The organism is Acidovorax sp. Root267 (genome assembly GCF_001429215.1).
In the GTDB taxonomy this organism is placed as follows: Bacteria; Pseudomonadota; Gammaproteobacteria; order Burkholderiales; family Burkholderiaceae_C; genus Acidovorax; species Acidovorax radicis.
Genome location: NZ_LMJC01000033.1, coordinates 181,696 through 206,065, shown reverse-complemented (window position 1 = coordinate 206,065; position 24,370 = coordinate 181,696). Strand labels below are relative to the sequence as shown.

Annotated in this window: 24 protein-coding genes; 10 read left to right on the top strand and 14 right to left on the bottom strand. The window is 65.3% G+C overall.

Annotation, left to right across the window (positions count from 1 at the left end):
- Window positions 1-19 precede the first annotated feature (19 nt).
- The gene (locus ASE39_RS24410; RefSeq protein ID WP_057272814.1) at window positions 20-1,534 is read right to left on the bottom strand and encodes a tripartite tricarboxylate transporter permease; all 1,515 of its coding nucleotides are present in this window, start codon (window positions 1,532-1,534) and stop codon (window positions 20-22) included.
- A 10-nt stretch (window positions 1,535-1,544) separates the two neighbouring features.
- The gene (locus ASE39_RS24405) at window positions 1,545-1,967 is read right to left on the bottom strand and encodes a tripartite tricarboxylate transporter TctB family protein (protein WP_010461343.1); all 423 of its coding nucleotides are present in this window, start codon (window positions 1,965-1,967) and stop codon (window positions 1,545-1,547) included.
- Window positions 1,968-2,074: 107 nt separating this feature from the next.
- Here ASE39_RS24405 and ASE39_RS24400 point away from each other — a divergent pair, with 107 nt between their 5' ends.
- The 5 genes from ASE39_RS24400 to ASE39_RS24380 all read left to right on the top strand — a co-directional run bounded on the left by ASE39_RS24400 (window position 2,075) and on the right by ASE39_RS24380 (window position 6,708).
- The gene (locus ASE39_RS24400) at window positions 2,075-2,773 is read left to right on the top strand and encodes a response regulator transcription factor (RefSeq protein WP_057272813.1); all 699 of its coding nucleotides are present in this window, start codon (window positions 2,075-2,077) and stop codon (window positions 2,771-2,773) included.
- Window positions 2,766-4,193, top strand: a complete 1,428-nt coding sequence (locus tag ASE39_RS24395; protein WP_140426871.1) for a sensor histidine kinase — start codon at window positions 2,766-2,768, stop codon at window positions 4,191-4,193. The genes ASE39_RS24400 and ASE39_RS24395 overlap by 8 nt, the downstream gene beginning before the upstream one ends.
- Before the next feature lie 86 nt (window positions 4,194-4,279).
- Window positions 4,280-4,894, top strand: coding sequence for a hypothetical protein (locus tag ASE39_RS24390; RefSeq protein ID WP_057272811.1), 615 nt, complete (start codon window positions 4,280-4,282; stop codon window positions 4,892-4,894).
- Between the two features lie 339 nt (window positions 4,895-5,233).
- On the top strand, window positions 5,234-5,566 hold the full coding sequence (locus ASE39_RS24385) for a metal-sulfur cluster assembly factor (RefSeq protein ID WP_057272810.1): 333 nt from the start codon (window positions 5,234-5,236) through the stop codon (window positions 5,564-5,566).
- Window positions 5,567-5,625: 59 nt separating this feature from the next.
- Window positions 5,626-6,708: a hypothetical protein gene (locus tag ASE39_RS24380; protein ID WP_057272809.1), complete on the top strand. Its 1,083-nt coding sequence runs from the start codon at window positions 5,626-5,628 to the stop codon at window positions 6,706-6,708.
- Between the two features lie 83 nt (window positions 6,709-6,791).
- Here the strand turns inward: ASE39_RS24380 and ASE39_RS24375 are convergent, their stop codons facing one another.
- From ASE39_RS24375 to ASE39_RS24365, 3 genes are all read right to left on the bottom strand, one after another.
- Window positions 6,792-7,022: a hypothetical protein gene (locus ASE39_RS24375; RefSeq protein WP_057272808.1), complete on the bottom strand. Its 231-nt coding sequence runs from the start codon at window positions 7,020-7,022 to the stop codon at window positions 6,792-6,794.
- A 130-nt stretch (window positions 7,023-7,152) separates the two neighbouring features.
- A complete protein-coding gene (locus ASE39_RS24370; RefSeq protein WP_010461330.1) occupies window positions 7,153-7,401 on the bottom strand; it encodes a hypothetical protein in 249 nt (82 codons plus the stop codon).
- Window positions 7,402-7,656: 255 nt separating this feature from the next.
- Window positions 7,657-8,310, bottom strand: a complete 654-nt coding sequence (locus ASE39_RS24365) for an IPTL-CTERM sorting domain-containing protein (protein WP_242421555.1) — start codon at window positions 8,308-8,310, stop codon at window positions 7,657-7,659.
- A gap of 309 nt (window positions 8,311-8,619) precedes the next feature.
- Here ASE39_RS24365 and ASE39_RS24355 point away from each other — a divergent pair, with 309 nt between their 5' ends.
- Complete coding sequence (locus ASE39_RS24355) at window positions 8,620-8,913, top strand: hypothetical protein (protein ID WP_057272805.1); 294 nt, start codon at window positions 8,620-8,622, stop codon at window positions 8,911-8,913.
- A 116-nt stretch (window positions 8,914-9,029) separates the two neighbouring features.
- On the opposite strand, the gene ASE39_RS24350 is transcribed toward ASE39_RS24355, so the two are convergent.
- From ASE39_RS24350 to ASE39_RS24320, 7 genes are all read right to left on the bottom strand, one after another.
- On the bottom strand, window positions 9,030-9,995 hold the full coding sequence (locus ASE39_RS24350; RefSeq protein ID WP_050816597.1) for a CysB family HTH-type transcriptional regulator: 966 nt from the start codon (window positions 9,993-9,995) through the stop codon (window positions 9,030-9,032).
- 184 nt (window positions 9,996-10,179) lie between these two features.
- Window positions 10,180-11,517 carry a sulfatase-like hydrolase/transferase gene (locus ASE39_RS24345; protein ID WP_057272804.1) on the bottom strand — a complete coding sequence of 446 codons (1,338 nt, stop codon included), beginning with the start codon at window positions 11,515-11,517 and terminating at the stop codon, window positions 10,180-10,182.
- Window positions 11,514-12,608, bottom strand: coding sequence for an ABC transporter substrate-binding protein (locus ASE39_RS24340; RefSeq protein WP_057272803.1), 1,095 nt, complete (start codon window positions 12,606-12,608; stop codon window positions 11,514-11,516). Before ASE39_RS24340 ends, ASE39_RS24345 begins: the two co-directional genes overlap by 4 nt.
- Before the next feature lie 38 nt (window positions 12,609-12,646).
- Window positions 12,647-13,480, bottom strand: coding sequence for an ABC transporter ATP-binding protein (locus tag ASE39_RS24335; RefSeq protein WP_057272802.1), 834 nt, complete (start codon window positions 13,478-13,480; stop codon window positions 12,647-12,649).
- Between the two features lie 144 nt (window positions 13,481-13,624).
- The gene (locus ASE39_RS24330; RefSeq protein ID WP_057272854.1) at window positions 13,625-14,428 is read right to left on the bottom strand and encodes an ABC transporter permease; all 804 of its coding nucleotides are present in this window, start codon (window positions 14,426-14,428) and stop codon (window positions 13,625-13,627) included.
- 13 nt (window positions 14,429-14,441) lie between these two features.
- The gene (locus tag ASE39_RS24325; protein ID WP_242421554.1) at window positions 14,442-15,329 is read right to left on the bottom strand and encodes an ABC transporter permease; all 888 of its coding nucleotides are present in this window, start codon (window positions 15,327-15,329) and stop codon (window positions 14,442-14,444) included.
- Between the two features lie 284 nt (window positions 15,330-15,613).
- Window positions 15,614-16,717 carry an ABC transporter substrate-binding protein gene (locus ASE39_RS24320; protein WP_057223845.1) on the bottom strand — a complete coding sequence of 368 codons (1,104 nt, stop codon included), beginning with the start codon at window positions 16,715-16,717 and terminating at the stop codon, window positions 15,614-15,616.
- Window positions 16,718-16,955: 238 nt separating this feature from the next.
- Here ASE39_RS24320 and ASE39_RS24315 point away from each other — a divergent pair, with 238 nt between their 5' ends.
- The 3 genes from ASE39_RS24315 (at window position 16,956) to ASE39_RS24305 (ending at window position 21,195) form a co-directional block, all read left to right on the top strand.
- Window positions 16,956-17,813 carry a TauD/TfdA family dioxygenase gene (locus ASE39_RS24315; RefSeq protein ID WP_057272800.1) on the top strand — a complete coding sequence of 286 codons (858 nt, stop codon included), beginning with the start codon at window positions 16,956-16,958 and terminating at the stop codon, window positions 17,811-17,813.
- A 152-nt stretch (window positions 17,814-17,965) separates the two neighbouring features.
- Window positions 17,966-19,330 (top strand): LLM class flavin-dependent oxidoreductase, encoded by a 1,365-nt coding sequence (locus tag ASE39_RS24310; protein WP_057272799.1) that lies wholly within the window; start codon window positions 17,966-17,968, stop codon window positions 19,328-19,330.
- A gap of 257 nt (window positions 19,331-19,587) precedes the next feature.
- Window positions 19,588-21,195, top strand: coding sequence for a methyl-accepting chemotaxis protein (locus ASE39_RS24305; RefSeq protein WP_057223839.1), 1,608 nt, complete (start codon window positions 19,588-19,590; stop codon window positions 21,193-21,195).
- A 101-nt stretch (window positions 21,196-21,296) separates the two neighbouring features.
- Here ASE39_RS24305 and ASE39_RS24300 read toward each other — a convergent pair whose 3' ends face one another.
- The gene (locus ASE39_RS24300) at window positions 21,297-21,911 is read right to left on the bottom strand and encodes a DJ-1/PfpI family protein (protein ID WP_057272798.1); all 615 of its coding nucleotides are present in this window, start codon (window positions 21,909-21,911) and stop codon (window positions 21,297-21,299) included.
- A gap of 133 nt (window positions 21,912-22,044) precedes the next feature.
- Between ASE39_RS24300 and ASE39_RS24295 the strand changes: the two genes are divergently transcribed.
- Window positions 22,045-23,379, top strand: coding sequence for a PLP-dependent aminotransferase family protein (locus tag ASE39_RS24295; protein WP_057272797.1), 1,335 nt, complete (start codon window positions 22,045-22,047; stop codon window positions 23,377-23,379).
- On the opposite strand, the gene ASE39_RS24290 is transcribed toward ASE39_RS24295, so the two are convergent.
- Window positions 23,348-24,340 (bottom strand): universal stress protein, encoded by a 993-nt coding sequence (locus ASE39_RS24290; protein ID WP_057272796.1) that lies wholly within the window; start codon window positions 24,338-24,340, stop codon window positions 23,348-23,350. The genes ASE39_RS24295 and ASE39_RS24290 overlap by 32 nt on opposite strands.
- Window positions 24,341-24,370 lie beyond the last annotated feature (30 nt).

The window sequence follows — 24,370 nt, the reverse complement described above, 5'->3', positions numbered from 1 at the left end:
CAACAGAGAGAGTCAATCGTCAGGTTGCGGCGGGCTCTGCCACCACCAGCTCCTTGGCCCTGCCGCGCTGGCGGAAGAACACAAAGGTCTGCCACAGGATGAATGCAACGATCAGGCTGATCAACGTGCCGCTGATGGGCCGGTTGATGAACACATCGAAGCTGCCGCGCGACAGCAGCATGGAGCGGCGGAAGTTCTCCTCCAGCATGGGGCCCAGGATGAAGCCCAGCATCAGCGGTGACGGGTCCATCTCCAGCCGCATGAAGAGGTAGCCCAGCGCCCCGAAGGCCACGGTGATGAACACGTCGTCCAGGTTGTTGTTGATGCTGTACGTTCCGATGCAGCAGAAGAACAAAATGGCCGGGAACAGCACGTTGTACGGGATCTTGAACACCGACAGCCAGTAGCGCACCAGCGGCACGTTCAGGATGAGCAAAAAGCAGTTGCCGATCCACATGCTGGCCACCAGGCCCCAGAACAGCTCAGGGTGGCCGGCGATCATGTTGGGGCCGGGCTGGATGCCCTTGATGATGAACGCGGCCATCATCAGCGCCATCACCGCGTTCTCGGGGATACCGATGCTCATCAGCGGGATGAAGCTGGTGCGCGCGGCGGCCTCGTCGGCAGCGGCCTGGCCGGCCACGCCTTCGATGGAGCCGTTGCCGATCTCGTGCTTGTACTTGCTGACCTTCTTGTCCAGCGCGTAGGCCGCAAACTGCGCGATCACCGGGCCGCCGCCGGGCAGGATGCCCAGGATGGAGCCCACTACGCTGCCGCGCAGGGCGCTCGGGATGATGCGCTTGAACTCGGGCCATGTGGGGATGAGCTTGATCTTGCCGTTGAAGGGCGAGCGCTCTTCGCGGGCATCCAGGTTCTTGGTGATCTCGGCGATGCCAAAGCAGCCGAGCGCAATGCTCACGATGCCCACACCATCGGCCAGGAACGGCATGTCGAAGGTGAAGCGCGCCAGGCCGCTGTTGACGTCCGTACCGATCGAGCCCAGCAGCACACCCACCATGCACATGGCCAGGCCGTTGAGCAGGCTGCCCGTGGTCACAAAACTCACGCACACAAAGCCCACCAGCATCAGCGCGCAGTAGTCTGCCGGGCCGAACAGGAAGGCCACCTCACCCAGGCTAGGGGCCAGAAACGCCAGCACCACAATGGCCACGGTGCCACCGATGAAACTGGAGACCCCCGCCGTGAACAGCGCCAGGCCCGTCTTGCCTTTGAGCGTCATCTGGTACCCATCGATACACGCCACGATGGAGCTGGCGTGCGGGATCTTCATGGTGATGGCGCTCACGCTGTCGCCGTATTGCGCCCCGTAGTAGATGCCGGCCAGCATGATGAGTGCGCCGGTGGTGTCGATGGAATACGTCAGCGGCAGCAACAGGCTGATGGTGGCCAGCGGGCCCAGGCCCGGCAGCAGTCCCACCAGGGTGCCCACGGTGCAGCCGAGGGCACAGAACATCAGGTTCTGCAGTGTGAGCGCGTGGCTGAAGCCGAACGCGAGGTTGTGGAGGACGTCCATGGTGATGACCTCAGTACAGCGGCAGGTTGACGCCCAGCAGCTTCTGGAACATGAAGGCAATGCCCACCAGCACCGCCGCGATCTTGAGATTGCGCACCACCGAGTACGACGTGCCTGCAAACCCCGAGCAGAACACCAGGAAGACGATGCCCGCGATCATGTTCACGAAGTGCGACAGCGCGGCAAAGCCGCACAGGCTGCCGAGGATGATGGCGATGTTGCGGTATTGAAAATCCATCGGCACGGGCGCCACCAGGCGCGCGCGCACCACGGTGATGCCCCCGATGGCAAAAAGTATGCAGCTGACGATGAACGGGAACAGCCCCGAGCCAGCGCGGCTGAGCGAGCCCAGCGAGTAGCCCATCGACGGCAGGCCAAAGCCCAGCGCCAGGGCCATGAGGGCAAAGCCTCTGACCAGATTGCGATTGATCATGAAAAGTCTGTCTCCTGAAACGTTATGCTGGTGGACTATCCCCATCGAACCTGATCGCTGGCTGATCTGGGCCATGCGTAATTTCACGTAGAACGTAGAGCCGACCCATGCGCCTCCTCCTGGTGGAAGACGATCCCGTGTTGAGCCGCACCATGGCGCACGGCCTTGAAAACGCAGGCCACCGCGTCGAGCTGGCCCACACCATCGAAGAAGCCCAGCACTGGTGGGCTGTGCAAGCCTTTGACGCCGTGCTGCTGGACCTCAACCTGCCCCATGCCGCACACGCTCGCAGCGGCCTGGGCAGCGGCTTGACGGCTTTGCGCGGCGCCCGTGCACGCGGCGACCGCACGCCGGTGTTGGTGCTCAGCGCGCGTGACAGCACCGAAGAACGCATTGCCGGGCTGGACGCAGGCGCCGACGACTACCTGGGCAAGCCCTACGAACTCAAGGAGGTCGAAGCCCGCCTGCGCGCGCTGCTGCGGCGCGCCAGCGGCACGGCCGACCTGGTGACCGTGGGCCAACTGGCGCTGGACCGGCAGGCCCGCCGCGTCAGCGTGGCTGGGCAGCCGCTGGAGCTGCCCGCGCGCGAGTTCGACCTGCTGTGGGAGCTGATGACCCCGCCCGGCCGCGTGCTGAGCAAGAGCGATCTGTCGTCGCGCCTGTCCGATGCGGGCGAGGTGCTGGGCGAGAACGCACTGGAGGCCTCGTTTTCACGCCTGCGGCGCAAGATCGCAGGCAGCGGCGCTGCGATCCGCACCCTGCGCGGGCTGGGTTATGTGCTGGAGGACGAGGCAACCAGTGCCTAGCGCCAGCCAGGCACTCGGGCGCCAGCCGCCCGCCCTGCGCCAGCGCATCGGGCGCCGCGTGTTGCTGTCACTGGTACTGATCTGGGGACTGGGCAGCGCCGTGGTTCTGGGCGTGGGCAACCATTTTGTGGCCCAGGCCTTTGACCGTGCGCTGCTGGACGACGCCCATGCGCTGGCGGCCCACGTGCGCGGCGGGAGCCCAGGGGCCGACGCGCTGCGGCTGGACCTGACCCCGCGCGAGGTGGGCCTGCTGCGCTTTGACCAAAGCGAGACCGTGTGGTTTGCGGTGTATGGGCCCGACGGCATCTTCATCGCGGGCGACCACGACCTGGCGGCGGGCACCGTGGCCCCGGGCAGCACCCACGCGTTTTCGCAGCTCGCGCATCAAGGGCGCGAACTGCGCCGCGTGAGCCTGCACATTGCAGGCACCCCCTCCTTCACGGTGGTCATGGCGCAAACCACGGCCGAGCGCACACAGCTGCTGCGCAGGCTGCTGCTGTATTCAGGCCTGGCCCAGCTGTGGCTGCTGGTGGTGCTGGGCTCATGGCTGTTGCGTGGCATCGAACGCGACCTGCGGCCACTGACCACGCTGCAGGATGCGGTGGACCAGCGCGACGCCGCCGACCTGCAGCCCCTGCCACAGGCGCTGACGCAGCAGGCAGGCACCCGCGATGTTCAACGCCTGGGCATGGCCCTGGATGGCCTGCTGGCGCGGGTGCAACACAGCCTGCATGCGCAGCGCGAGTTCGCCGGCAACGTGGCGCACGAGCTGCGCACGCCCCTGGCGGGTATCCGCGCCCAGGCTGCCCATGCGCTGGCACAGGACGACACCGCCATCTGGCGCAGCGAACTCGAAGGCATTAAGCAGGCCGAACAGCGTGCCAGCCGCACGGTGGACCAGCTGCTCGCGCTGGCACGCGCGGCCGAAGGCGGCATTGCGCTGACGCTGCAGACGATCGCGCTCAACGCCCTGGTGCGCGATGTACTTCTGCGCTTTTTATCGCGCGCAGACGCCTTGGGCGTAGACCTGGGGGCCGAAGGCCTGGAGCAGACCGTGGAGGTGCGCGCCAGCGCGGCCCTCATGGAAGGCATCTTGAACAACCTGCTGGACAACGCGCTGCGTTACGGGCGCGGCAACCCGCCCCGCATCACCGTCGCACTGCAGATGCGGGGCGAGCACGTGGTGCTGAGCGTGGCCGACAACGGCCCCGGGGTGGACGCTGCACTGGCGCAGCGCCTGCTGCAGCGCTGGGCACAAGGCGACCAGGGCGTGCGCCTGGGCCAGGGTGCGGGGCTGGGGCTGTCCATCGTGGCGCGCTACGCGCAGCTGATGGGCGGACGGCTGGCACTGGACCCGGCACAAGACGGCCCGGGGCTGGTCGCCAGCGTCTGGCTGCCACACGCCCGGCCAGCAGACTGAGTGGCCAGCGGGAATGGCGGCAGCAGCAGCAGCAGCAGCAGCAGCGACAGACCGGCACTTGACGCACATCAAGACCGCGCACCCCCATGAGCCGCCACAATCACCACGTGCCCCACATCCCCCGCCCTTCCTCCTCGTCGCCATCCACGGCCCTCCACCACCGGCCACAGTTCGCCAAAGGGCCTGCGGGCCTATCGGTCCTGGTGCTGACAGCCCTGGTACTTTCTGGGTGTGATCGGGCTGGTGAGATCCCTGCAACATCCAGCACTGCCGAGGCTGATTTCGGCACCCTCGTGGCAGCATGTACACAGTTCCTCGCCGCGCGCGAACCCCATGTGCGCCCCGGCGGCAGCGGTGAATGGACCAAGACCGGCCACAGCCCCGCCCTGGTACAGCGCGAAATCAACCGCACCGAATCGCCCGTCACACCCTACGTCGGCAAGATCGTCATCAAGGACAACGAAGCCCAGGCCACGGCCACCACCGAGGCCGCCGCACAGGCCATCACCCTGACCCCCGCGCACCTGCTGTCCAACCGCACCCACACCTTCATCTACAGCTTTGACGGCAAGCTGTGGCGTTGGCAAAACGGACAGCGACTGACCAAGATTCCGGGACAGAACGACAGCACGGTGGCGCTGACGCTGGCGGACGTGGATGCGGCGGGGCCGAAGGGCTTCGCGGGGTGCGTGCCGCGTTGAGTCGCAGAAAGAATGCTATTAAATTAATAGCTATTAACGCTTATTGATAAAGCGCCAGAGACTGATTTAATTCATATTTTTCACTTTGAGTTTGCATTGCGTTGCAAGTGCTGCGCGCCATTGATCTCCTGGCGTGCTTGCAAAGGTCTCTGTGCTCGATTCGAATCAATAGTGCGTCCAAGCTGACTTCCTTTCAGGAGCCACAATGTTCCAGCCCACCGCCTCCCCACCAATGGCCTCTGCAGGCGCTCATTCAGCGCCTACACAAGCAGGCGCCACAGCCATTCTCCTGCTCGCGCTCACGGTGAAGAGTAGGCACCAAGCAGTGCAGACATTGCCATGAGCCCATCACCTTTTCCGTACGACGGCCCAGAAGAGTTGCGCGCACCGATCCTTGCAGCGCTGCGCCGTGTGGTCGATCCCGAGGTAGCCATGAACGTGGTGGATGTGGGGCTGATCTACGGCGTCACCGTAGCGCAAGGAAAGCTGCATGCCCTGGTCACCATGACCTCTGCAGCGTGCCCCGTGACCGACGTGATCCTGGAAGAAATCGAAACCGAGCTCGACCGCGACATGCCACCGGAGTTGCTGATCCAGGTCGGGCTGGTCTGGGAGCCACCATGGACCACCGACCGCTTGAGCGAGGGCGCCAAGCGCTTCATGGGATGGTGACTCCTCCGGCGGGCTCACCTCCTGCCAGGCAACGCGCTGCATCTACCCGTGCCAGCACCTTGGTCCCCATCCTCTTGATACTGGTGGCACTGGCGCTGCTGAGCGGCATCGCTGGAGGCCTGCTGCGAGCAGGTTGGGTACTCTCTTTGCCCTTTCCGACGGGCCATTGGTTGGGCAACGCAGCGGTGAGCCACGGTGCACTGATGATTTGCGGGTTCATGGGCACCGTCATCGGTATCGAGCGGGCCGTTGCGGTCAAGCGGCACTCTGCCTGGCTGGCGCCGGTAGCCTCTGGTTTGGGTGGACTGTGCCTGCTGGCCGGCCAGACGACTGCGGGTGCCTGGCTGCTCGCTGTGGCCGCTGTGTTTTTCGTGGGGGTCAATGTGGTGGTGGTTCATCGTCAGCGTGCGGCCCATACCATCTTGCTGCTCGCTGGCGCCCTCGCCTGGCTCACGGGTAGCTTGTTGTTCCTGCGCCGGCCGGGGGACGCGTCGAGCGTGCCGTGGTGGTTTGCATTTCTGGTGATGACGATTGCCGCCGAGCGACTGGAAATGACGCGGTTAATGCGCCGACGCCCGGGTGCACAGCTCTCGCTGGGGCTGCTCCTGGGTGCGATGGCTGTGGGTGCAGCGCTGTCAGCGTTCTCGCCGCGGGCGGGCGGGGTGCTCTACGGTTTTTCGTTGTTTCTCCTGGCCCTGTGGCTTGGCATTTTTGACATTGCACGCCGCACCGTGCTGGCCCAGGGCTTGGCGCGTTTCATGGCCGTGTGCTTGCTGGGCGGCTACGTTTGGCTGGCGGTTGCCGGGTTGGCCTGGACGGGCACAGCGCTGGGCCTTCCGCTGCGGGATGCCGCACTGCACGCGCTGGGGCTGGGGTTTATCGTGAGCATGATGATGGGGCACGCTCCGGTCATCCTCCCCGCCATTGCCCGCATCAAGCTTCAATTCGGCTCACTGTTCTATGTGCCGCTGGCGGCCCTGCATCTTTCACTGATCGTGCGGTTGGGCATCGGTCTGTACGACCCTGCGTGGCGGGGCATCGGTGCCCTGCTGAACGCCGTAGCCATTGGCTTGTTTGCTGCCACGGTGGTAGGGGCCGCAGTGCTCTGGCACATGCGCCACCGCCCACAACCAGCTGTGTGACGAAGTTGTGGCCATCCCTGGCGGCGCGTGGCCAGGGGCCAAAGCTGCGGAATGAACACGTTGAGGACAAGCGCCCCTCTCATCTATTTGGACCGGATGCGCAAGCGTTTCAACAAGCCGTCCACCATCAGCATCAGCAGCGCCCCCCGCAATGGATCCTGGCTATCTGTGACGTCTGTCAGGGAGCCACGTATGACCCAAATTGCCCGGCCATTGAAGTTGTAGTCGCTGCCTTGCAAGTGCCTCGCCAGAGTCTCGACTTCTTCGAAATCGTTCTCAGAAACGGTGTGATCGACAGTGATGGTGATACTCATGGGGTCCTCAACAAACAAAGCGCTCGATGGAGCACGGAGGACTTTTTTGTGGTCAATAGCTGCAAGCTTGCGCCCGCCAGGGCGCGGGGCGACTCAGCGTTTTCTGGAGTCCTCGGGCATTGCCGCCTTGTTAGCTTAGCGAGCCCATGACCGAATCCGTGTCGGCCGTTATCGCCTCTACCACCAATAGATGCAGAAGCTTTTCACGAATCTTGTCCTCCGGGTCGATGACGACCACATCTGCCGCCTCACCACGAACAATTCCAAACTGCTGGTCTTCGAAGTTGGGGTCGGTTTTCTGAAGAAACTGCGTCAATGCCACGATGCGCGTGAATGCGTCATCCGGCACCGTTTGCGCAACGGTGATCTTGATACACATAGCTGACCTTGGTTCTGGAGTTGCTAAAACCGGGGGCGAAGAGACCCAGCTCCAGTGGTCATCGATGCTTTGCCCAGCATGCGCTTATTTCACGGCCGTGGATATGGGCGTGGTCCTACATCGGCAAGTTGCTGGTGGCGCGAAATATGCAACGCGGTAGGGCGTGCTGGAGCCTGAGATTGTCGGCAGCCCCCAACACCAGCATCGTGGCCCTTTGCGCCAGCGTGGGCATGGCGGCAAGCCGGTGCGTCGCGTCTAGGGCCGTCGCCGCCGAAGGGCACAGATACCGCCAATCGCCAAGAGTGCAGACATCACCACCGCAGCCCATTCAGACAGGGTGGGAATGGATGCGACGATCACCCCTGGCGGTGCAACCCCGACCCGCAGGGTGTACGAGTCGGAGGACGGCCCGCTGCCCCACGTCCAGGTGTAGTCGCCAGGGGTCAAGCCCAGGGTTGCAAGGGTGGCGGCAGACCAGCTGGCTGACGAACTGAGTGGATCACCTGCAACGTAGGCCTGGGGCACAAACAATGCCAGCGCGCCAAAAAGCCCCACCATGTCGCCGCTACCCCCATCTGCATTTGTCAGACCGCCCGGGCCAAAGGATGCGGGCCCGTTCAGCGGACCAAATGCCTGGATGGATGCCCCGGGCGTTCCCACGCGCAATATCGCGCTGACCGGAATGACCAAGGGGGTCACGGACAAAGCCCCCAGCGCTCCCAGCGACGTCGTATCGAGTGTCCCTGCTCCACTTGCCACGACGTTACCGCCGCTCTCATAGATGTAGGTCGTGTAGACAGCATGCGCGTTGCAGCAAGCCAGCAGCAAAGCAGCGGCCAAAGCCTTGAAGATTTTCATTTCCATCCCTTTTGCGCACGTTTGTAACACGCTGCCATGGATTTCACGCATCAAACTTGGCCGCTCAAGACTATGAGCGTATGCGCCCACTGGGCGACCGTTTCCAACACCCTGCGCATGGTCAACCCAGCGTCCCAAAGGCTGTGCACCGGCGTCAGCCGCAAGGCCGCCTTGTGGGGTGTGGCGGTCTTCGACGAGAATGGCTACAGGGTGCACCGCAAAACATGCCGGGCGCACCCGTTGAAGAACGCGTTTCCCCATTCCGTCCAACGCCATTGACCAGCATGTAGGCAGTCACCCGGTGGAGCGTTTCTCCCGGGGGATGTTCGAGCCCAGTTTGTCTTACTCTAAACCCTACCTATGGCGACCAAAACCATGCAATCAAAGGACGCTGCCATCTCCGATGTCCTGAGTCAGAACGTCGAAGCGGCCGAGCAGATCAAAGCTGCTGCAAGCGAATTGGAAGTGGTTCATGCCGTGCTGTCCACCAAAGTGCAGCCCAAGGCTGCTGAGGGCGATCTGCAGGCCGCAGTCGAACGGACGGCGGAGATCGAACAACAGCTCAGTGAGACGGCACAGGCACTGGACAAATCCAACGAGATGCTGCGAGAGATTGATGCAAACCAGGGCTCAAGCACGCCCGCCAAGAAATAGCCCCCGGGACCCGTTCCCCTGAATAGGGCCTGCGGGGAGACCGGTCCCCGTCTGTGCCACATCCTCTCGGGCCGGGCAGGCCCTAGGTGTACCGTAGCAGCCGGGGAACAGCTCCCCTAAATACCCCTGCCCTCCTCCGCATCTGCAGAGCGATAGCCGCCCTGCTGCACCGCTTTCTCCACCGCCTCCCGCGTCAACGTGGGCACAAAACTTTCGATGAAGTGGTAAGCGTAGCCACGCAGCCAGGCGCCACGGCGCAGGCCCAGGCGGGTCAGGTTGACCTCGAACAGGTGGCCCGCGTCGATCAGACGCAGGTGGCGGTCGCGCTCGGCGTCCACGGCAATCGAAGCGACGATGCCCACGCCCATGTCCAGCTCCACATAGGTCTTGATCACGTCGGCATCCATGGCGGTGAGCACAATGTCGGGGGCGATGCCCTCGCGGGCAAAGGCCTCGTCGATGTGCGCGCGGCCCGTGTAGCCCAGCTCATAGGTGATGATGGGGTACTGCGCCAACTGCTCCAGCGTCACCGGTCCCTCCAGCTCCAGCAGAGGGTGGCCCGGGGGCACGACGATGCTGTGGGTCCAGCGGTAGCACGGCAGCGTGACCAGTGCGTCATAACCCGCCAGTGCCTCGGTGGCCACGCCGATGTCGGCCTCGCCGCTGAGCAGCATCTCGGCCACCTGGCGCGGGGAGCCCTGGTGCAGGTGCAGCGACACCTGCGGAAACAGCGCCCGGAAGTCGCGCACCACCTGGGGCAGCGCATAACGCGCCTGCGAGTGTGTGGCCGCCACCGACAGCCGGCCTGTGGCGCTGTCGCTGAAATCCTGGCCCGCGCGCTTGAGGTTGTCGGCCTCCAGCAACAGGCGCTCCACCGTGGGCAGCAGCGCCTCGCCGGGTGGCGTGAGGCCCGTCAGGCGCTTGCCCGCACGCACAAAAATCTCCACGCCCAGTTCTTCTTCCAGTTCGCGGATCTGGCGGCTGACGCCAGGTTGCGAGGTGTGCAGCATGTGGGCCACTTCGGTCAGGTTAAAGCCGCGCCGCACGGCTTCGCGCACGGAGCGCAGTTGCTGAAAATTCATAGAAACCCGTGAGAGGAAAGGAAGGTGACCGCCACTGCAGCGCCCGGTGAGGGTGGGTGCGGATGGCGGCCAGAGGGCACACCCGTCATTTGCAGCACGTCAAATACTATATTTTTGATAGCTTCTAGCGCTTACTCATCAAGCGCCAGGGCCAATTTTTGTTGATTTTTTCAGGTAGGGATGTTCACATCCCCCGCTGGCTCAGGTCGGGGGCATAGCGGTCGGCCTGGATGTCCGGCGACAGGCCGTGGGTGACGACCTCGTCGGTGATCGGCAGGAACTGCGCGTTCCACTGTTCCCACGCCGTGCGCAGGCGCTCGAACACCTCGGGGTGCTTGTGGCGCAGGTTGGCGCGCTCCAGCGTGTCGTCCTCCACGTCGAAGAGGAACTCGTTGTCGTTGATCTTGAGGTACTTGAAACGACCCTCGCGCACGGCGCGTTGGCGTTGCGACTTGTAGCGCCAGAACAAGGTGCGCGGGTGCACACGGGCATGGCCCTCCAGCACGGGCAGGATGTTCTCGCCGTCGGATGGGTAGTCGGCGTCGGGCGCCACGCCAGCTGCCGCCAGCAGTGTGGGCAACCAGTCCATGGTGGCGGTGACCTGGTCGCTCACCTGCGGCGCAATGCGTGCGGGCCAGCGCAGCAGCGTGGGAATACGGATGCCGCCTTCGAGCAGCTCGGTCTTCTGGCCAGTAAAAGGCCAGGTTTTGGAAAATCGCTCGCCACCGTTGTCGCTGGTGAACACCACGATGGTGTTGTCTGCCAGGCCCTGCTCCTGCAGCGCGTACAGCACCTGGCCCACGGCGCCATCGAGCGACCGCACCATCCTGGCGTAGGTCTGCAAGTTGCCGCCGTCGTAGTGAAAGAGGTCTTTCAGGCCCAGCGAAATTTCCTCATCCTCCGGCCCCACCCAGGGCCAGTGCGGCGCGGTGAAGTGCAGCGACAGGAAGAACGGATTTTGGGTGTCGCGCCCGCGCAGCCAGCCCGATGCCTCGTCGGCCAGCAGCTGCGTGTAGTAGCCGACACGCTCCACCGGCACCTCGCCTTCGTACAGATCGCGCGGCACGGCTTCGCCCACGCCGGGCTTGTGCGTGAAGTAGTCGATGGCGCCGCCGTAGTTGCCAAAAAATCGGTTGTAGCCGCTCTTGAGCGGGCCGAACGTGGGCAGGCTGCCCAGGTGCCATTTGCCGATCAGCGCGGTGTCGTAGCCCGCATTGCGCAGCAGCGAGGGCAGTGTGGGGTGCTCGGGCGGCAGGCCGTGCACATGGGCCTTGCGCACCAGGGGTTCCTCCAGCCCGCCGCGCAGCCGGTACTGGTAGCGCCCGGTGATGAGCGCGAACCGCGTGGCCGAGCACACGGCCGAGTTGGCATAGGCCTGCGTGAAGCGCACGCCCTCACCCGCCAGCGCATCCAGGTGCGGTGTGCTGAAGTCGGCCTGGCCGTACACGCTCAGGTCGGCCCAGCCCAGGTCGTCGGCCAGGATAAAGACGATGTTGGGTGGTTGCACGGGCTTGTTGGTCATGCCGCCCCCTTGGTTTTGCCTTGTGCGTCCTGCGCAGACCAATGGCGCTCCAGCTTCAGGTCGCGCAGCGCCTGTTGCGCAAAACGCGGCTCGAACCAGGCGTTCACATCAAAGCCCTGGCGGATGAGGTTGAGCTTGAGGCCATCGTCCACCACGCCCTGGTAGCCAGCCACCAGCGCCTCGTCGATAAGCGGCGAGAACCGGCTGGCCAGTTGCTCGCCCTCGAACTCGGAACGCACGCCGATCTCAGGGGCGCCGCTGTGGTCCACCACCAGCTTGATGTAGGCCTCGCGGTGGGCCTCCTGGGAGGCCCAATGGGCACTGCGCACCACCTGGTGCACCAGGCGCTGCGCCAGCTGTGGGCTGCCGGTGATGAAGTCCTGCGTGGCCAGCACACCCGCGTTGATGGTGAACGCAGGCCCACGCCCCTTGGTGCTCAGCGGGATGTTCACGCCCTTGTCGCGCAGCAAGAACAGGTCGGAGCCGCCAAAGGTCGCGTCGATCTCGCCCGCCACCACGGCGGCCTTGGAACTGGGCCAGTCCAGGTTGATGAGCTTGACGTCCTTTTCGGTGAGCCCGGCCGTGGCCAACAGGTTGTCAAAGGGCCGCTGGTAGGCCGTGCCCTTGAGCACCGACACCTTGCACCCCTTGAGCTCGGCCACCGAACTGATCTTCACGCCCGGCGCGGTGGCCAGATAGCTGTTGGAGCCACGCCCCGTGGGCAGCAGGTAGCGCGTGGGCAGCCCGCGCGAGCGGCCAATGACCGAGGCCAGATCGCCCAGGAACACCACGTCCAGCTGCTTGGCCGACAGGGCCTCGGCCACAGCCGGGCCCGCCCCCCGGAAGAACTTCCAGTCCACCGTGATGCCATCCTTGGCGAACTCTTCTTCGAGCCACCGGTTGGCATGCGCCACCGCCAGCGCGCTGCTGCCAGGCGAAGGCTTGTTGGCCGTCCCCAGGTCGGGCGAACCGATGCGCACGACCTTGGTCGGCGTCTGTGCACGCAGCACCATGGGCGCTGCCAGCACGGCTGCGCCAGTGAGCAGGAGGGATCGGCGGGTGGAGAAAAATCCTGTGGGTTGTTGCGTCATGAAAAACTCTGGAACAAAAGGGGTTAGAAAAGAAGCGCTCAGACGGCAAACTGCCACTGCGAGGCGGGAGCAATCTGCTCGCCGCGCTTGAGCGGTGGCTCCGCCAGGTCGGCGGCGGGATGGGCTGAAAACTCTTTGAGCACGCCATCCTTGGCGGTGGTGAAGGCAAACGACGTGCGCTCACGCGGATGTGGCAAGTCCACCGGCACGATGCGGCGGATGCGGCCGGGGCGCGGCTCCATGACCACCACCTTGTTGCCCAGGTACACGGCCTCTTCCACGTCGTGGGTCACCAGGATCATGGTGATGCCTTCTTGTTGCCAGATGCGGTGCAGCTCCTGCTGCAGGTGGGCGCGGGTCATCGCGTCGAGCGCACCAAAGGGCTCGTCCAGCAGCAGGATGTCAGGCCGGTTGACCAGCGCCCGCGCAATGGCCACGCGCTGCGACATGCCGCCGGACAACTGGTGCGGGTAGGCGGTTTCAAAGCCCTGCAGGCCCACCAGTTCGATGTGCTCGCGCACCGTGGCGCGCTGCTGGCCTTCGGTCAGGCTGGAGTTGAGCAGGCCCAGCGCCACGTTCTTCTCGACCGTGAGCCAGGGAAACAGGCGGTGCTCCTGGAACACGATGCCCCGGTTGAGGCTGGTGCCCACAATGCGCTGGCCGCCCAGCAGGATCTCGCCCTGGTAGTCGCCCTCCAGGCCGATGACCAGGCGCAGCAGCGTGGACTTGCCGCAGCCGCTGGAGCCCACGATGCTCACGAACTCGCCGGGTTCGATGGTGAGGTGAATGTCCTGCAGCACGGGCAGGACTTCGCCCTTGACCTCGTACTGCTTGTTCAGGCCGCGGATGGCCAGGGTGCCGGCGTGTGCCATGGTGTATTTCCTATTCGAATGACGTTGTTCTTAGCTATTGGTCGAGACTGGCGCGGCCGAGGCCAGTGCCGCCGGGGAACTGGCTTCGCCAGGCCCCTGGGGGCGTCCCCCTGAGGGGGATGGCGCGCAGCGCCTCAGGGGGCACTAGTACTGCGCCACGGTGCGGTCGCGCCACGCCAGCAGGCGCTTCTCCAGCGCGGCCAGCAGCCAGTTCAGCGCAAAGCCCACCAGGCCCACCACCACCACGCCAAACAGCACCAGGTCCATCCAGAAGTGCTCGCGCCCGTCGATCAGCGTGTTGCCAATACCCTTGCCCGAGGCCAGCAGGTATTCCGCCCCCAGCGTGGCCAGCCAGGTGTAGATGAGCGACAGCTGGATGCCCGTGAACAGCGAGGGCGCGGCCGCTGGCGCCACCACACGGCGCAGCGTCTGCCACACGCTGAATTCGTACACGCGGGCCACCTCCAGGTATTCGCGCGGCACACCGCGCAGGCCCTCGAAGGTGTTGAGCACTACCGGGAAAAACGCGGCCATCGCGACAAAGGCGATCTTGGCCGCGTCGCCCAGGCCAAACCACATCGACAGCATCGGAATCCACGCAAACAGCGAGATCTGCTTGAGCGTGTGAAAAGTTGGGCCTACCAACCGCTCGGCCCAGCGCGACCAGCCCAGCAGCGCCCCCACCGCCAGCCCGATGCTGGAGCCGATCACAAACCCCCAGGCCATGCGCCACAGGCTGGCCGACAGCGCAACCCACAGCTCACCACTGGCCACCTGGCCCATGCCGCGCTGCCACACGGCCAGCGGCGACACCAGCAAGGGCGAGGTCGAACCACCCCACTCCACCGCTACCCACCACACCGCCAGGATCAGCGTGGGCAACACCCAGCCTCGCAGGCGCCGGGGCACCCTTTGAAAAACATTCAACGGCACGTTCACAGAAGACATGTGCATACCCCGCTCACAGCCCCGGCTTGCGCCAGCGCAGCAGCCACGCCTCGGAGGTGGCCAGCAGCTTGTCGATCACAAAACCCACGATGCCCACGGCCAGCACGGCGGCCAGCACCACGTCGAGCTGAAAAAGCTGGCGGCCATAGACGATGAGAAAACCGATGCCCTCGGAGGACGCGAGCAGCTCCACCACCACCAGCGCCAGCCATGCATGGGTGAGGCCGTAGCGCACGCCGTTCCAGATGGGCGCCGTGGCCGCAGGGAACACCACCTTGCGCAGCATCTGCCAGCGCGTGAAACCATACACACGCGCCACCTCCACCAGCCGATTGGGCACGTTCTGAATGCCCTGGCAGGTGTTTATGGCCACCGGCACCAGGGCCGCCTTGGCAATCAGCAAAAACTTCAGCCCCTCGTCAATGCCCACCACCAGGATCAGCAGCGGCAGCCAGCCGATTACCGGCACCTGGCTGAAAGCCTTGAACAGCGGGAAGACATAGTCGCGGAACGTGGGCGAGAGGCCCATGGCACTGCCCAGCACCAGGCCCAGGGCCAGGCCAATGCCAAAGCCCGCAAACACGCGGACCATGCTGATGGTGAGGTGGTCCCACAGCTCGCCGCTGGCCAGCAGTTCGCCAAATACCTTGAACACGGCGGCCGGTGGCGGCAGCACCTGCTCGGGCACCCAGCCCCACACGGCCGACAACTGCCACAAGGCCAGCAGCGCCAGCGGGAAGGGCCAGGCCCACAACCAGCGCCATCGCCCGTTGGCGCTCCTCCGTGCCTTGGCCAGCGCCTGTGGCTGCGCCGGGCGCTTGCCGGCAGCCAGCTGCGGCGCCCCTCCTGCCCCACCGCCCTGTGGGGCGGCATTCCACGCCTGGATCGTCATTGCGAACATGTCCTTTCTTGCCCGTGCGCCCCTTGCACTTCCACTCTGGGGTGCAGACAAAGACACACACGCCTTAACAACAAAAATGAATGTAAAAGAAGTTTGTTATAAAAATAAATAGTTAATGCTTATATGCAATGACAAAGATGTTTGCGGCATGAGCTGCGGCCCGGGCGTTATGTAGCCAGCGTCCAGGGCCTGGCGCGCCGGGAAGAAAAGAACCCGCCGCGCACACCGTGCGGGCGGGTTGTCAAAGGGCCTCTCTCACGCCCATCCCACTCCAAGAAAATCGATCAAAGTGCGGCCAGCTCTCCGTTGCTGCCGTACACGGGCCAGTAACCTTCAAGCTTCAATTCTTTGAGCGCGGCATCCAGGTAGCGGCGGTCAAACCAGCTGTCGATCTCGGGCTTCTTGCGGATGAGCTTGAGCTTGTGGGCCTCGTCTGCCGCATCCTTGTAGCGCGCCACCAAGAACGGGTCGAGCAAGGGCGACAAGCGCACCCGCAAGGGCTGGCCGATGAAATCCTCGCGCCAGACCTTCTCGGGGTATTCGGCCTTGCCCCACAGCGCAAACAGCTCGGCGCGGCGGTTCTCGTCGGAATATTTGTGTGCGTACTGCACCACGGTCTTCACCACCCGTGCGACCACCTGGGGGTGGCGGGCGGCAAAGTCATCGCTCACCAGCAGTGCGGTCTGGCGCGTGTACTTGAAGGAGTCTTCCGACGCCGACCAGACCACCTTGGCCAGGCCCTGGTCACGCAGCCGGAACAGGCCCACGTAGCCAAAGGCCGCGTCGACATCCTTGGCGATGAGTGCGGCATCCGCGCTGGGGAAGTCCAGGTTGACCAATTTCACATCGCGCTCGCTCAGGCCCTTGTCGGCCAGGGCGCGCACGGCGGCGAGGTGCAGGTTGGTGCCTTTGAACACCGCCACCTTGCGCCCCTTGAGGTCTTCCAGGCGCCGGATGGTCGAATCCGGCGGCACTGCCAGGTACAGGCCCCCGCGCACCCCGCTGCCCAGGATGATCTTGGTCTTCACGTCGCTGGCGCGGTGCACGATGGAGGGCAAGTCGCCCTGCCAGGCAAAGTCAAGCTGCTTGTTGACCAGGGCTTCGTTCACGGCGGGGCCCGCGCCCTTGAAGAAGGTCCACTGCACCTTCACCCCGTCTTTCCTGAACTCCTCCTCCAGCCCACCATCGGTATAGGCCAGCGCTGCCGACGTGCCGCCATGCCGCACTGGGTCGCTGCCCACGCCACCAGTGGCAACGCCGATGCGGATCACCTTCAGTGGCTCGGGTGCCTGCGCGGCGGCACTGCCCAGCCAAAGCCCCAGTGCCGTGGCGGCGACCGCTGCCGCTGCGGCCCTGCGCAGCACTGCGTTCCATCGCGGTTTTCTCATGTGTTGACCTTTCGTGCCTGTTGTCATGAATCGACAGCCACTCTAGGCAGGCCAGCCACCGCCACCAACGACCAAAAACAGATATGCAAATTTGCGCATTGCCAGGCGCGGTGCACCGCTGCAGCGCGCGGATTTCCGACTATGCATATACGAACTGCTTCGTTGATGCGCTGCGCGTGCACTGTCCCAATTCCATGGGCGTTCTCTTTCATCCACCCTCGTTTCAGAAAGCAGCACCATGTCCAACCTCAACGACTTGCACCCCACCTTCACCCGCTTCGCGGTCGAGCCCTACACCCCCACCATCGGCGCCGTGGTCCACGACCTGGACCTGCGCCAGCCCCTGGACGCGGCCACGCAGGCCGAGCTGCGCCAGGCCCTGGCCCTGCACGAGGTGCTGTTCTTCCGCAACCAGCACATCACGCCGCAGCAGCAGGTGGACTTCACCCGCAGCTTTGGCAACGTGGCCGAGGTCAAGGCGTTCTTCCCCCGGCTGGAGAATCACCCCGAAATCGAGATCGTGGAGAGCACGGCCGAGCGCCCCAAGGCCTCCAGCAACTGGCATGCCGACATCACCTGGCGCGAGCAGCCGCCGCTGGGCACCAGCCTCTACGCGCAGGTGATTCCCGCCAGCGGCGGCGACACGCTGTGGGCCAGTCTGACGGCCGCCTACGCCAGCCTGCCGCCCGCGTTCCAGGCCTACCTGGAGACCCTGACGGCCGTGCACACCTGGGAGATCAGCGGCTGGACGGAATACCTGCTGGCCAAGGACGCCACCGGCGACCAACTGCGCGAAGCACGTGCCAAGTACCCGCCGGTGGAGCACCCGGTGGTGCGCGTGCACCCCATCACGGGCAAGAAGATCCTGTATGTGAACTCCACCTTCACCAGCCACATCAAGGGCTTGTCTCGCGTGCAGAGCGACACCCTGCTGACCCAGCTGTTCGCCCTGCCCCAGGTGCCCGAATTCCAGGCCCGCCTGCGCTGGCAAGAGGGCACGCTGGCCGTGTGGGACAACCGCTCCACCCAGCACTACGCGGTGGGCGACTTCTTCCCGCATCACCGCAAGCTGCATCGCATCACTATCACGGAGTAACCCCAAGAGATAGCCCCCCCTGAGTCGCCTTCGGCGCCATCCCCCAAGGGGGGACGCCCCCCGGCCCGGCAAAGCCGGTTCCACGGGTGCGCTGGCCTGGGCCGCGCCGGTTTCAACGCTCGCATACGCTTCACACACATTTGGACAGCTCCATGACCCAACACCAACCCTCCAGAAAACTGCGCCTCGGTGCTTTCATCATGGCCACGGGCCACCACGTCGCCGCCTGGCGCCACCCCGGCTCGCAGGCCGATTCGGGCGTGAACATCGACCACTACATCGAGGTGGCGCAAACGGCAGAGCGCGGCCTGTTCGACCAGGTGTTTGTGGCCGACAGCCCGGGCGTGTGGCACAAGGGCGACCGCGAGTCCTTCAGCCGCCAGGGCCGCATTTCGCACTTCGAGCCCGTCACGCTGTGGGCCGCACTGTCGGCCGTCACCAAGCACATCGGCTTTGTGGCTACCGCGTCCACCACCTACGAAGACCCGTACCTGCTGGCGCGCAAGTTTGCATCGCTCGACCACATCAGCAAGGGCCGCGCCGCCTGGAACGTGGTGACGACCAGCGCCGAAAATGTCTACGGCAACTTTGGCCTCGACACCCACCCTGACCCCGCCACGCGCTACGAGCGCGCCCACGAGTTTGTGGACGTGGTCAAGGGCCTGTGGGACAGCTTTGAAGATGATGCCCTGGTGCGCGACCAGGCCTCGGGCATCTACTTCGACCCGGACAAGCTGCACGCACTGAACCATGTGGGCAAGCACCTCAAGGTGCAGGGGCCGCTGAACATCGAACGCTCGGCGCAGGGCCATCCCGTCATCGTGCAGGCTGGCTCGTCCGAGGACGGCAAGGAACTGGCCGCCGCCACGGCCGAAGCCATCTTTACCGCCTGGACCAGCCTTGCCGAAGCGCAAGCCTTCTACAAGGACGTGAAAGGCCGCATGGCCAAATACGGCCGACAGCCCGAAGAGCTGCTGGTGCTGCCCGGCATCTCCCCCGTGATTGGCCGCACCGACGAAGAAGCCCAGGCCAAGTGGGCCGAGCTGCAGGCGCTGATTCACCCCAGCGTGGGCCTGGCCACGCTGACACCCTTCTGGCCTGGCGAAGACCTGTCGAAGTGGAACCTGGATGCCCCGCCGCCGTACATCCCCGAGCCGCCCAAGGGCATCAACAGCCGCGCCCATGTGGTGCTGCAGTTGGCCCGCCGCGACAAACTCACTGTGCGCCAGCTCTATGAATACCTGGCCGGTGCACGCGGCCACTGGGTGGTGGTGGGCACGCCCGAGACCATTGCCGACCGCATGCAGGAATGGTTTGAAAACGGTGCCGCCGATGGCTTCAACGTGATGCCGCCCGTGTTGCCCCAGTCGCTCAACGAGTTTGTCGAGCTGGTGGTGCCCGAGCTGCAGCGGCGCGGCCTGTTCCGCACGGAGTACGAAGGCAAAACGCTGCGCGAAAACCTGGGGCTGGCACGGCCCGCGAGCCGGTACGCAACGCCGCTGGCCAAGGCGGCGTAGGCCGCAAGCGCCCATTGCAGGAGCCCGAGTCCGCAAGAAAAAGACCCGCCACGTGCGGGTTTTTTTCTGGGTGCGAAGCCCCCGCGCCACGGCTACGGGGCAGCGCAGGGATGCCGAAATGGCAATCGCGCACACCCAAAAAACGTACCCCGATTTACCCTGAATTCCACCGGTTTTGGCCCTGTTTCGGGCAAATCGAGGGCGCCTCGCACGGTATTCTGAACATTCACTTACACGAACGGCAAGAGGGACCGTGCATGAGAAATTTCAAGATATTTACGCGGTTGCTGGTGCTGGTGGGCGTGCTCTCTGCCTTGCTCGTGGCATTGGGGGCCATCGGTCTGTTCGGCATCGCCAGGGCCAACGCCGCCATGGAGTCGATGTACCAGAACCGCATGCAGGCCCAGCGGGCGGTGGCCGACTTTCGCTACCTGACCACACGCAATCGGCAGTTGGTATCCAACGCGCTGCTGTCGCCTGCACCAGAGAAAGTGGCCAAGGCCATTGAGGAGGCAGAGGCCAACATCGGCAAGAGCGAACAGGCCTGGGAGGCTTTGCTGGCCACCGCCATGAGCCCTGAGCGCCAGAAGTACATCAAGGCCATCGGCGAGCAACGCCAGAAGATCATGAAGGAGGGGCTGGCCCCTGCACTGGCAGCGCTGAAGGACGCAGACGTGGCCACGGCGCGGGTGCTGGTGGTGCGCAAGTTCGACGACCTGTACGACCCCATCAGCACCGATATCGGCGCGCTGCTGGCCCTGACCCAAAAGGAAGCCCGGGACGAATACGACGATGCCGCCCAGCGGTTTGGCACCATCCGCTGGATCGTCATCGGCTCGATCGCCCTCGGGGTGCTGTTTGCTGCACTCTTTGGCGCGGCCCTGGTGCGTGGCATCACCCGGCCGCTGCAGCGGGCCGGACAGGTGGCCGATGCTGTGGCCCGTGGCGACCTGAGCCAGCCCATCGACACCAGCGGCAAGGACGAGGTGGCGGCCGTGATGCAGGCCCTGGCGGCGATGCAGGCCAGCCTGTCCACCGTGGTGGCCAGCGTGCGCCAGACCTCCGACAGCGTGGCCAACGCCAGCACCGAGATCGCCCAGGGCAATCTGGACCTGAGCAGCCGCACCGAACACCAGGCCAGCGCGCTGCAGGAGACCGCCGCATCCACCGAACAATTGAGCAGCACGGTGCGGCAAAACGCAGACCACGCCGTTCAGGCCAACCGGCTGGCCTTGAACGCCAGCACGGTGGCGGCCGAAGGCGGCGCCATGGTGGCCGAGGTGGTGGAGACGATGAAGGGCATCAACGAAAGCTCCCAGAAAATCGCCGACATCATTGGCGTGATCGATGGCATTGCCTTCCAGACGAACATCCTGGCGCTGAACGCGGCCGTGGAAGCCGCCCGCGCAGGCGAACAAGGCCGGGGCTTTGCCGTGGTGGCCAGCGAGGTGCGCAACCTGGCCGGCCGTTCGGCCGACGCGGCCAAGGAAATCAAGCTTTTGATCTCCACCAGCGTGGAGCGTGTGGCGCGTGGCACCGCACAGGTGGACAAAGCCGGCGCCACCATGACCGAGGTGGTCAATGCCATCCGCAGCGTCACCGGCATCGTGGGCGAGATCACCGCCGCCAGCAGCGAACAAAGCACCGGCGTCACCCAGATCGGCGAGGCGGTCAGCCAGATCGACCAGGCCACCCAGCAAAACGCGGCGCTGGTCGAAGAGATGGCCGCCGCCGCCAACAACATGCGCACCCAGGCACAGGATCTGGTGAACGCCGTAGCGGTATTCACACTGCCGGGCCATGGGGGCGGCGGTGGCCTTCGCGGTCACACCCCGGCCTTGGCCCTGAGCTCCGCGTACCGATAACGTCTACCGGCAACGCCCCACCAGCAGCCCGTTGCCGCCCTGCACTTTTCCTGCGGTGTGGGCAGACCTGCGGCCCGTGACCGGCGCCGCCTGCGGCCAGCCTACGCCAGGCTGGCGATGGGGACTTGGTTTTCGATGTGGCCCATGGCGCGGGCGACGTACTCCTCCTTCTCGCCCACCGGGGCAAAGTAGTGGATGACTTCGCGGGCCGCCTCGGGCCCTTCCAGCCTCGCAATCAGCCAGGCTGCCAGGTATTGCGCCGACAGGCAACCGCCCGCCGTGGCCACATTGCCCCGGGCCACGAAGGGCTGATTCAGCACAGTGATGCCGGCCTCCTGGACCCAGGGCTTGGTCGTCAGGTCGGTGCAGGCCGGCACGCCGTCGAGCAAGCCCAGCCTGGCCAGGATCAAAGCCCCCGAACACTGGGCGCCCAGCAGCTGGCGCGCCGGATCGAAGTCGAGCTGCGCCATCAGCGCGGCGTCCTGCACCACCTCGCGGGTCTTCATACCGCTGCCCACCAGCACGGCATCGGCCGAACGCGCATACGGCAGCAGCGACTGAGCCTCCACCGTCACACCGTTCATGGAACACACCCGGGCTGTGGGGCAGCACAGCGACACCTCCCACCCCGGTTTCTTCACCCGGTTGAGCAGGCCCAGGGCAATCAGGGAGTCGAGTTCGTTGAAACCGTCGAAGGTCAGGATGGCGATGCGCATGGCGGTGGTGTTCCTGTTCAGTAGAGGAAAGGAGAGTGAATGAAGCACGGAATGGCGAAATGCATCCTACCGGTGGCATTCAATACAATCAAAAAATTGTCATAGATACGTTTCAACGCAGGGGCACAACGCCATGGGCCAGGTTCGGTACAAACAGGTGGTGGACGCATTGGCGTCCGACATCCGCGCAGGGCAGCTGCGGCCGGGCACCCGCCTGCCCACCCACCGCGCGCTGGCCCAGCGGCACGGCCTTGCGCTGGCCACGGCAAGCCGCGTGTATGCCGAGCTGGAGGCCATCGGCCTGGTGGTGGGAGAAACCGGGCGCGGCACCTTTGTGCGCGACCCGGCCTCCCCGCGCGGCGCGGACGCGGACCTGACCACACCCGCGCCCAGCGCCACCGACCTGTCCTTCAACAACCCCAGCGTGCCGGGCCAGGCAGACCTGCTGCGGGACGCGCTGCGCAAGCTGGCCGCCTCTGGCGACCTGGAATCGCTGCTGCACTACCACCCCTATGGCGGTCGGCCGCACGAACGCGCCATCGTGGCCGGGCACCTGCAGGCACGCCAGTTGCAGGTGACGGGCGAGCAGGTGCTCATCGTCAACGGCGCGCAGCACGGCATGGCCGTGGCGGCCATGGGCCTGCTCAACCCCGGCGACGTGGTGGCGGTGGATGCCCTCACCTACCCCGGCTTTCGGGTTTTGGCAGAACGCCTGCGGCTGGACCTGGCCCCGGTGCCGATCGGCCCTGCCGGCACCGACCTGGACGCCCTGCAGCGCCTGTGCGAAACCCGGCCCGTGCGCGCCATCTACACCATGCCCACCCTGCACAACCCGCTGGGCTGCGTGATGGGTGCCCGCGCACGCAAGCGCCTGGTAGCCATGGCCCGCGCGCATGACCTGCTGGTGATCGAAGACGCACCCTACGCCTACCTCGCGCCCGAGGCGCCGCCCCCCATCGCGGCGCTGGCGCCCGAGCGCACGGTGTACCTCTCCAGCCTGTCCAAGAACGTGGCCACGGGCTTGCGGTTTGGCTTCGTGGCCACATCGCGGGAGCTGATCGCCCCCATCGAGCGCGCCGTGCGCGCCACCGCCTGGAACACGGCCGGGGTCGTCACCGCCATCGCATGCAGCTGGATCGAAGACGGCACCGTGGCCCGGCTGGAGGCCGGCAAACGCGCAGACACCGCGCAGCGCCAGGCCATTGCCACCCGGGCGCTGGCGGGGCTGCGGCTGGTGCGGCACCCGCACTCGTACTTCGTCTGGCTGCCGCTGGGCGACGACCAACGGGCAGACCGCATCGCCGCCACCCTGGCAGAACGCGGGGTGTCGGTGTCGACCGCCGAGGGGTTTGCCACCACCACCCATGTGCCCCACGCGCTGCGCATCGCGCTGGGATCGGTGACCCTCGAAGACCTGCCCCGGGCACTGGCCGTGGTCAAGGAAGTGGTGGCGCAGGACTGTTCGTGAACAGGTGCAGAGGTTCCCGGTGCGCGGCCGGGTTGGGATGGCTCGGCGGGCGCGGCGCGCCCGCCTTCACGCGGCGCACGGGCAGATCGGTGGCAAGGCGCTTCACGGCAGAACCACGGGACGCGGGCTGAAAACCGTGCGGCACCACCAGCACGTCCGTGCGTGCATCGCGCAGGATGCGTTGCGCAACGCTCTCGAACATCAGGTCTGACAACGCGGAAGCCGGGTGCTTGCCCACCACGATCAGATCGGCTGCCGTGTTCTGCTGCGCCACCAGAACCTGTCGTGCAGGGTCGCCCCGCCCGATGGAAGACGAGAGCCGATTGCGCCGTGCGTCGTAAGAATCGGTCAGCGTGAACATCCTGTCTTGCGCGTGGCTCCGGCACTGCTCCCGGTAGATCTGGATGGCGCGTTCAGACACTTCGGCATACCGCAGCTTGCCTTCGTTGGCAGTGCTGACGGCGTGGAACAGCTCCACCCGTGCGGACGGATGCAACGCCAAGCCCAGCTCCACCAGACGGTGCGACACCTGAGAGAAGTCCACAGCCACCATCAAGCTTCGGCAGGGCTGGTCTGCGGGATTGCGCACGACGATCACGGGGCGCTGGCAGGTACGCAGCATCTGGATGGCCGGATGTGTGCCGAACCAGGCGCGCAGCCCACGCACCGGTGCCGTGCCCCACACCACCAGGTCAGCACCCGCTGCCTCGCGGGCGACATCCGCAACCGTGGAGTCGATGCGCGCTGCAGCATGGACGTGAATGTCGTGGCGCTGCCGAAGCTGCAGCGCGTGGTGCGACAGCCGCACGGCCGCGTCCGGCAGGGGGACTTCACCGGGGTGGGCTAGATAGACCAGCTTCAATGGTGCACGGTGCTCGGCGCAGAGCAGTGCGGCGCGCGCAAGCGCGTGGCCTCCCTGCTGGGAAAAATCGGTGACGGCGAGGATGGAGCGAGGGGTCATGGTTGAACGTCTTTCTGATTGAACAGCGCG

Excerpts from the sequence above, each read along its gene's own strand:
- ASE39_RS24400 (WP_057272813.1), top strand. The coding sequence starts at position 2,075 with ATGCGCCTCCTCCTGGTGGAAGACGATCCCGTGTTGAGCCGCACCATG.
- ASE39_RS24365 (WP_242421555.1), bottom strand. The coding sequence starts at position 8,310 with ATGCGTGAAATCCATGGCAGCGTGTTACAAACGTGCGCAAAAGGGATG.
- ASE39_RS24315 (WP_057272800.1), top strand. The coding sequence starts at position 16,956 with ATGTCCAACCTCAACGACTTGCACCCCACCTTCACCCGCTTCGCGGTC.
- ASE39_RS24340 (WP_057272803.1), bottom strand. The coding sequence starts at position 12,608 with ATGACGCAACAACCCACAGGATTTTTCTCCACCCGCCGATCCCTCCTG.
- ASE39_RS24350 (WP_050816597.1), bottom strand. The coding sequence starts at position 9,995 with ATGAATTTTCAGCAACTGCGCTCCGTGCGCGAAGCCGTGCGGCGCGGC.
- ASE39_RS24295 (WP_057272797.1), top strand. The coding sequence starts at position 22,045 with ATGGGCCAGGTTCGGTACAAACAGGTGGTGGACGCATTGGCGTCCGAC.
- ASE39_RS24385 (WP_057272810.1), top strand. The coding sequence starts at position 5,234 with ATGAGCCCATCACCTTTTCCGTACGACGGCCCAGAAGAGTTGCGCGCA.
- ASE39_RS24325 (WP_242421554.1), bottom strand. The coding sequence starts at position 15,329 with ATGTTCGCAATGACGATCCAGGCGTGGAATGCCGCCCCACAGGGCGGT.
- ASE39_RS24355 (WP_057272805.1), top strand. The coding sequence starts at position 8,620 with ATGGCGACCAAAACCATGCAATCAAAGGACGCTGCCATCTCCGATGTC.
- ASE39_RS24375 (WP_057272808.1), bottom strand. The coding sequence starts at position 7,022 with ATGAGTATCACCATCACTGTCGATCACACCGTTTCTGAGAACGATTTC.
- ASE39_RS24290 (WP_057272796.1), bottom strand. The coding sequence starts at position 24,340 with ATGACCCCTCGCTCCATCCTCGCCGTCACCGATTTTTCCCAGCAGGGA.
- ASE39_RS24320 (WP_057223845.1), bottom strand. The coding sequence starts at position 16,717 with ATGAGAAAACCGCGATGGAACGCAGTGCTGCGCAGGGCCGCAGCGGCA.
- ASE39_RS24335 (WP_057272802.1), bottom strand. The coding sequence starts at position 13,480 with ATGGCACACGCCGGCACCCTGGCCATCCGCGGCCTGAACAAGCAGTAC.
- ASE39_RS24390 (WP_057272811.1), top strand. The coding sequence starts at position 4,280 with ATGAGCCGCCACAATCACCACGTGCCCCACATCCCCCGCCCTTCCTCC.
- ASE39_RS24300 (WP_057272798.1), bottom strand. The coding sequence starts at position 21,911 with ATGCGCATCGCCATCCTGACCTTCGACGGTTTCAACGAACTCGACTCC.
- ASE39_RS24310 (WP_057272799.1), top strand. The coding sequence starts at position 17,966 with ATGACCCAACACCAACCCTCCAGAAAACTGCGCCTCGGTGCTTTCATC.
- ASE39_RS24405 (WP_010461343.1), bottom strand. The coding sequence starts at position 1,967 with ATGATCAATCGCAATCTGGTCAGAGGCTTTGCCCTCATGGCCCTGGCG.
- ASE39_RS24305 (WP_057223839.1), top strand. The coding sequence starts at position 19,588 with ATGAGAAATTTCAAGATATTTACGCGGTTGCTGGTGCTGGTGGGCGTG.
- ASE39_RS24370 (WP_010461330.1), bottom strand. The coding sequence starts at position 7,401 with ATGTGTATCAAGATCACCGTTGCGCAAACGGTGCCGGATGACGCATTC.
- ASE39_RS24330 (WP_057272854.1), bottom strand. The coding sequence starts at position 14,428 with ATGTCTTCTGTGAACGTGCCGTTGAATGTTTTTCAAAGGGTGCCCCGG.
- ASE39_RS24345 (WP_057272804.1), bottom strand. The coding sequence starts at position 11,517 with ATGACCAACAAGCCCGTGCAACCACCCAACATCGTCTTTATCCTGGCC.
- ASE39_RS24410 (WP_057272814.1), bottom strand. The coding sequence starts at position 1,534 with ATGGACGTCCTCCACAACCTCGCGTTCGGCTTCAGCCACGCGCTCACA.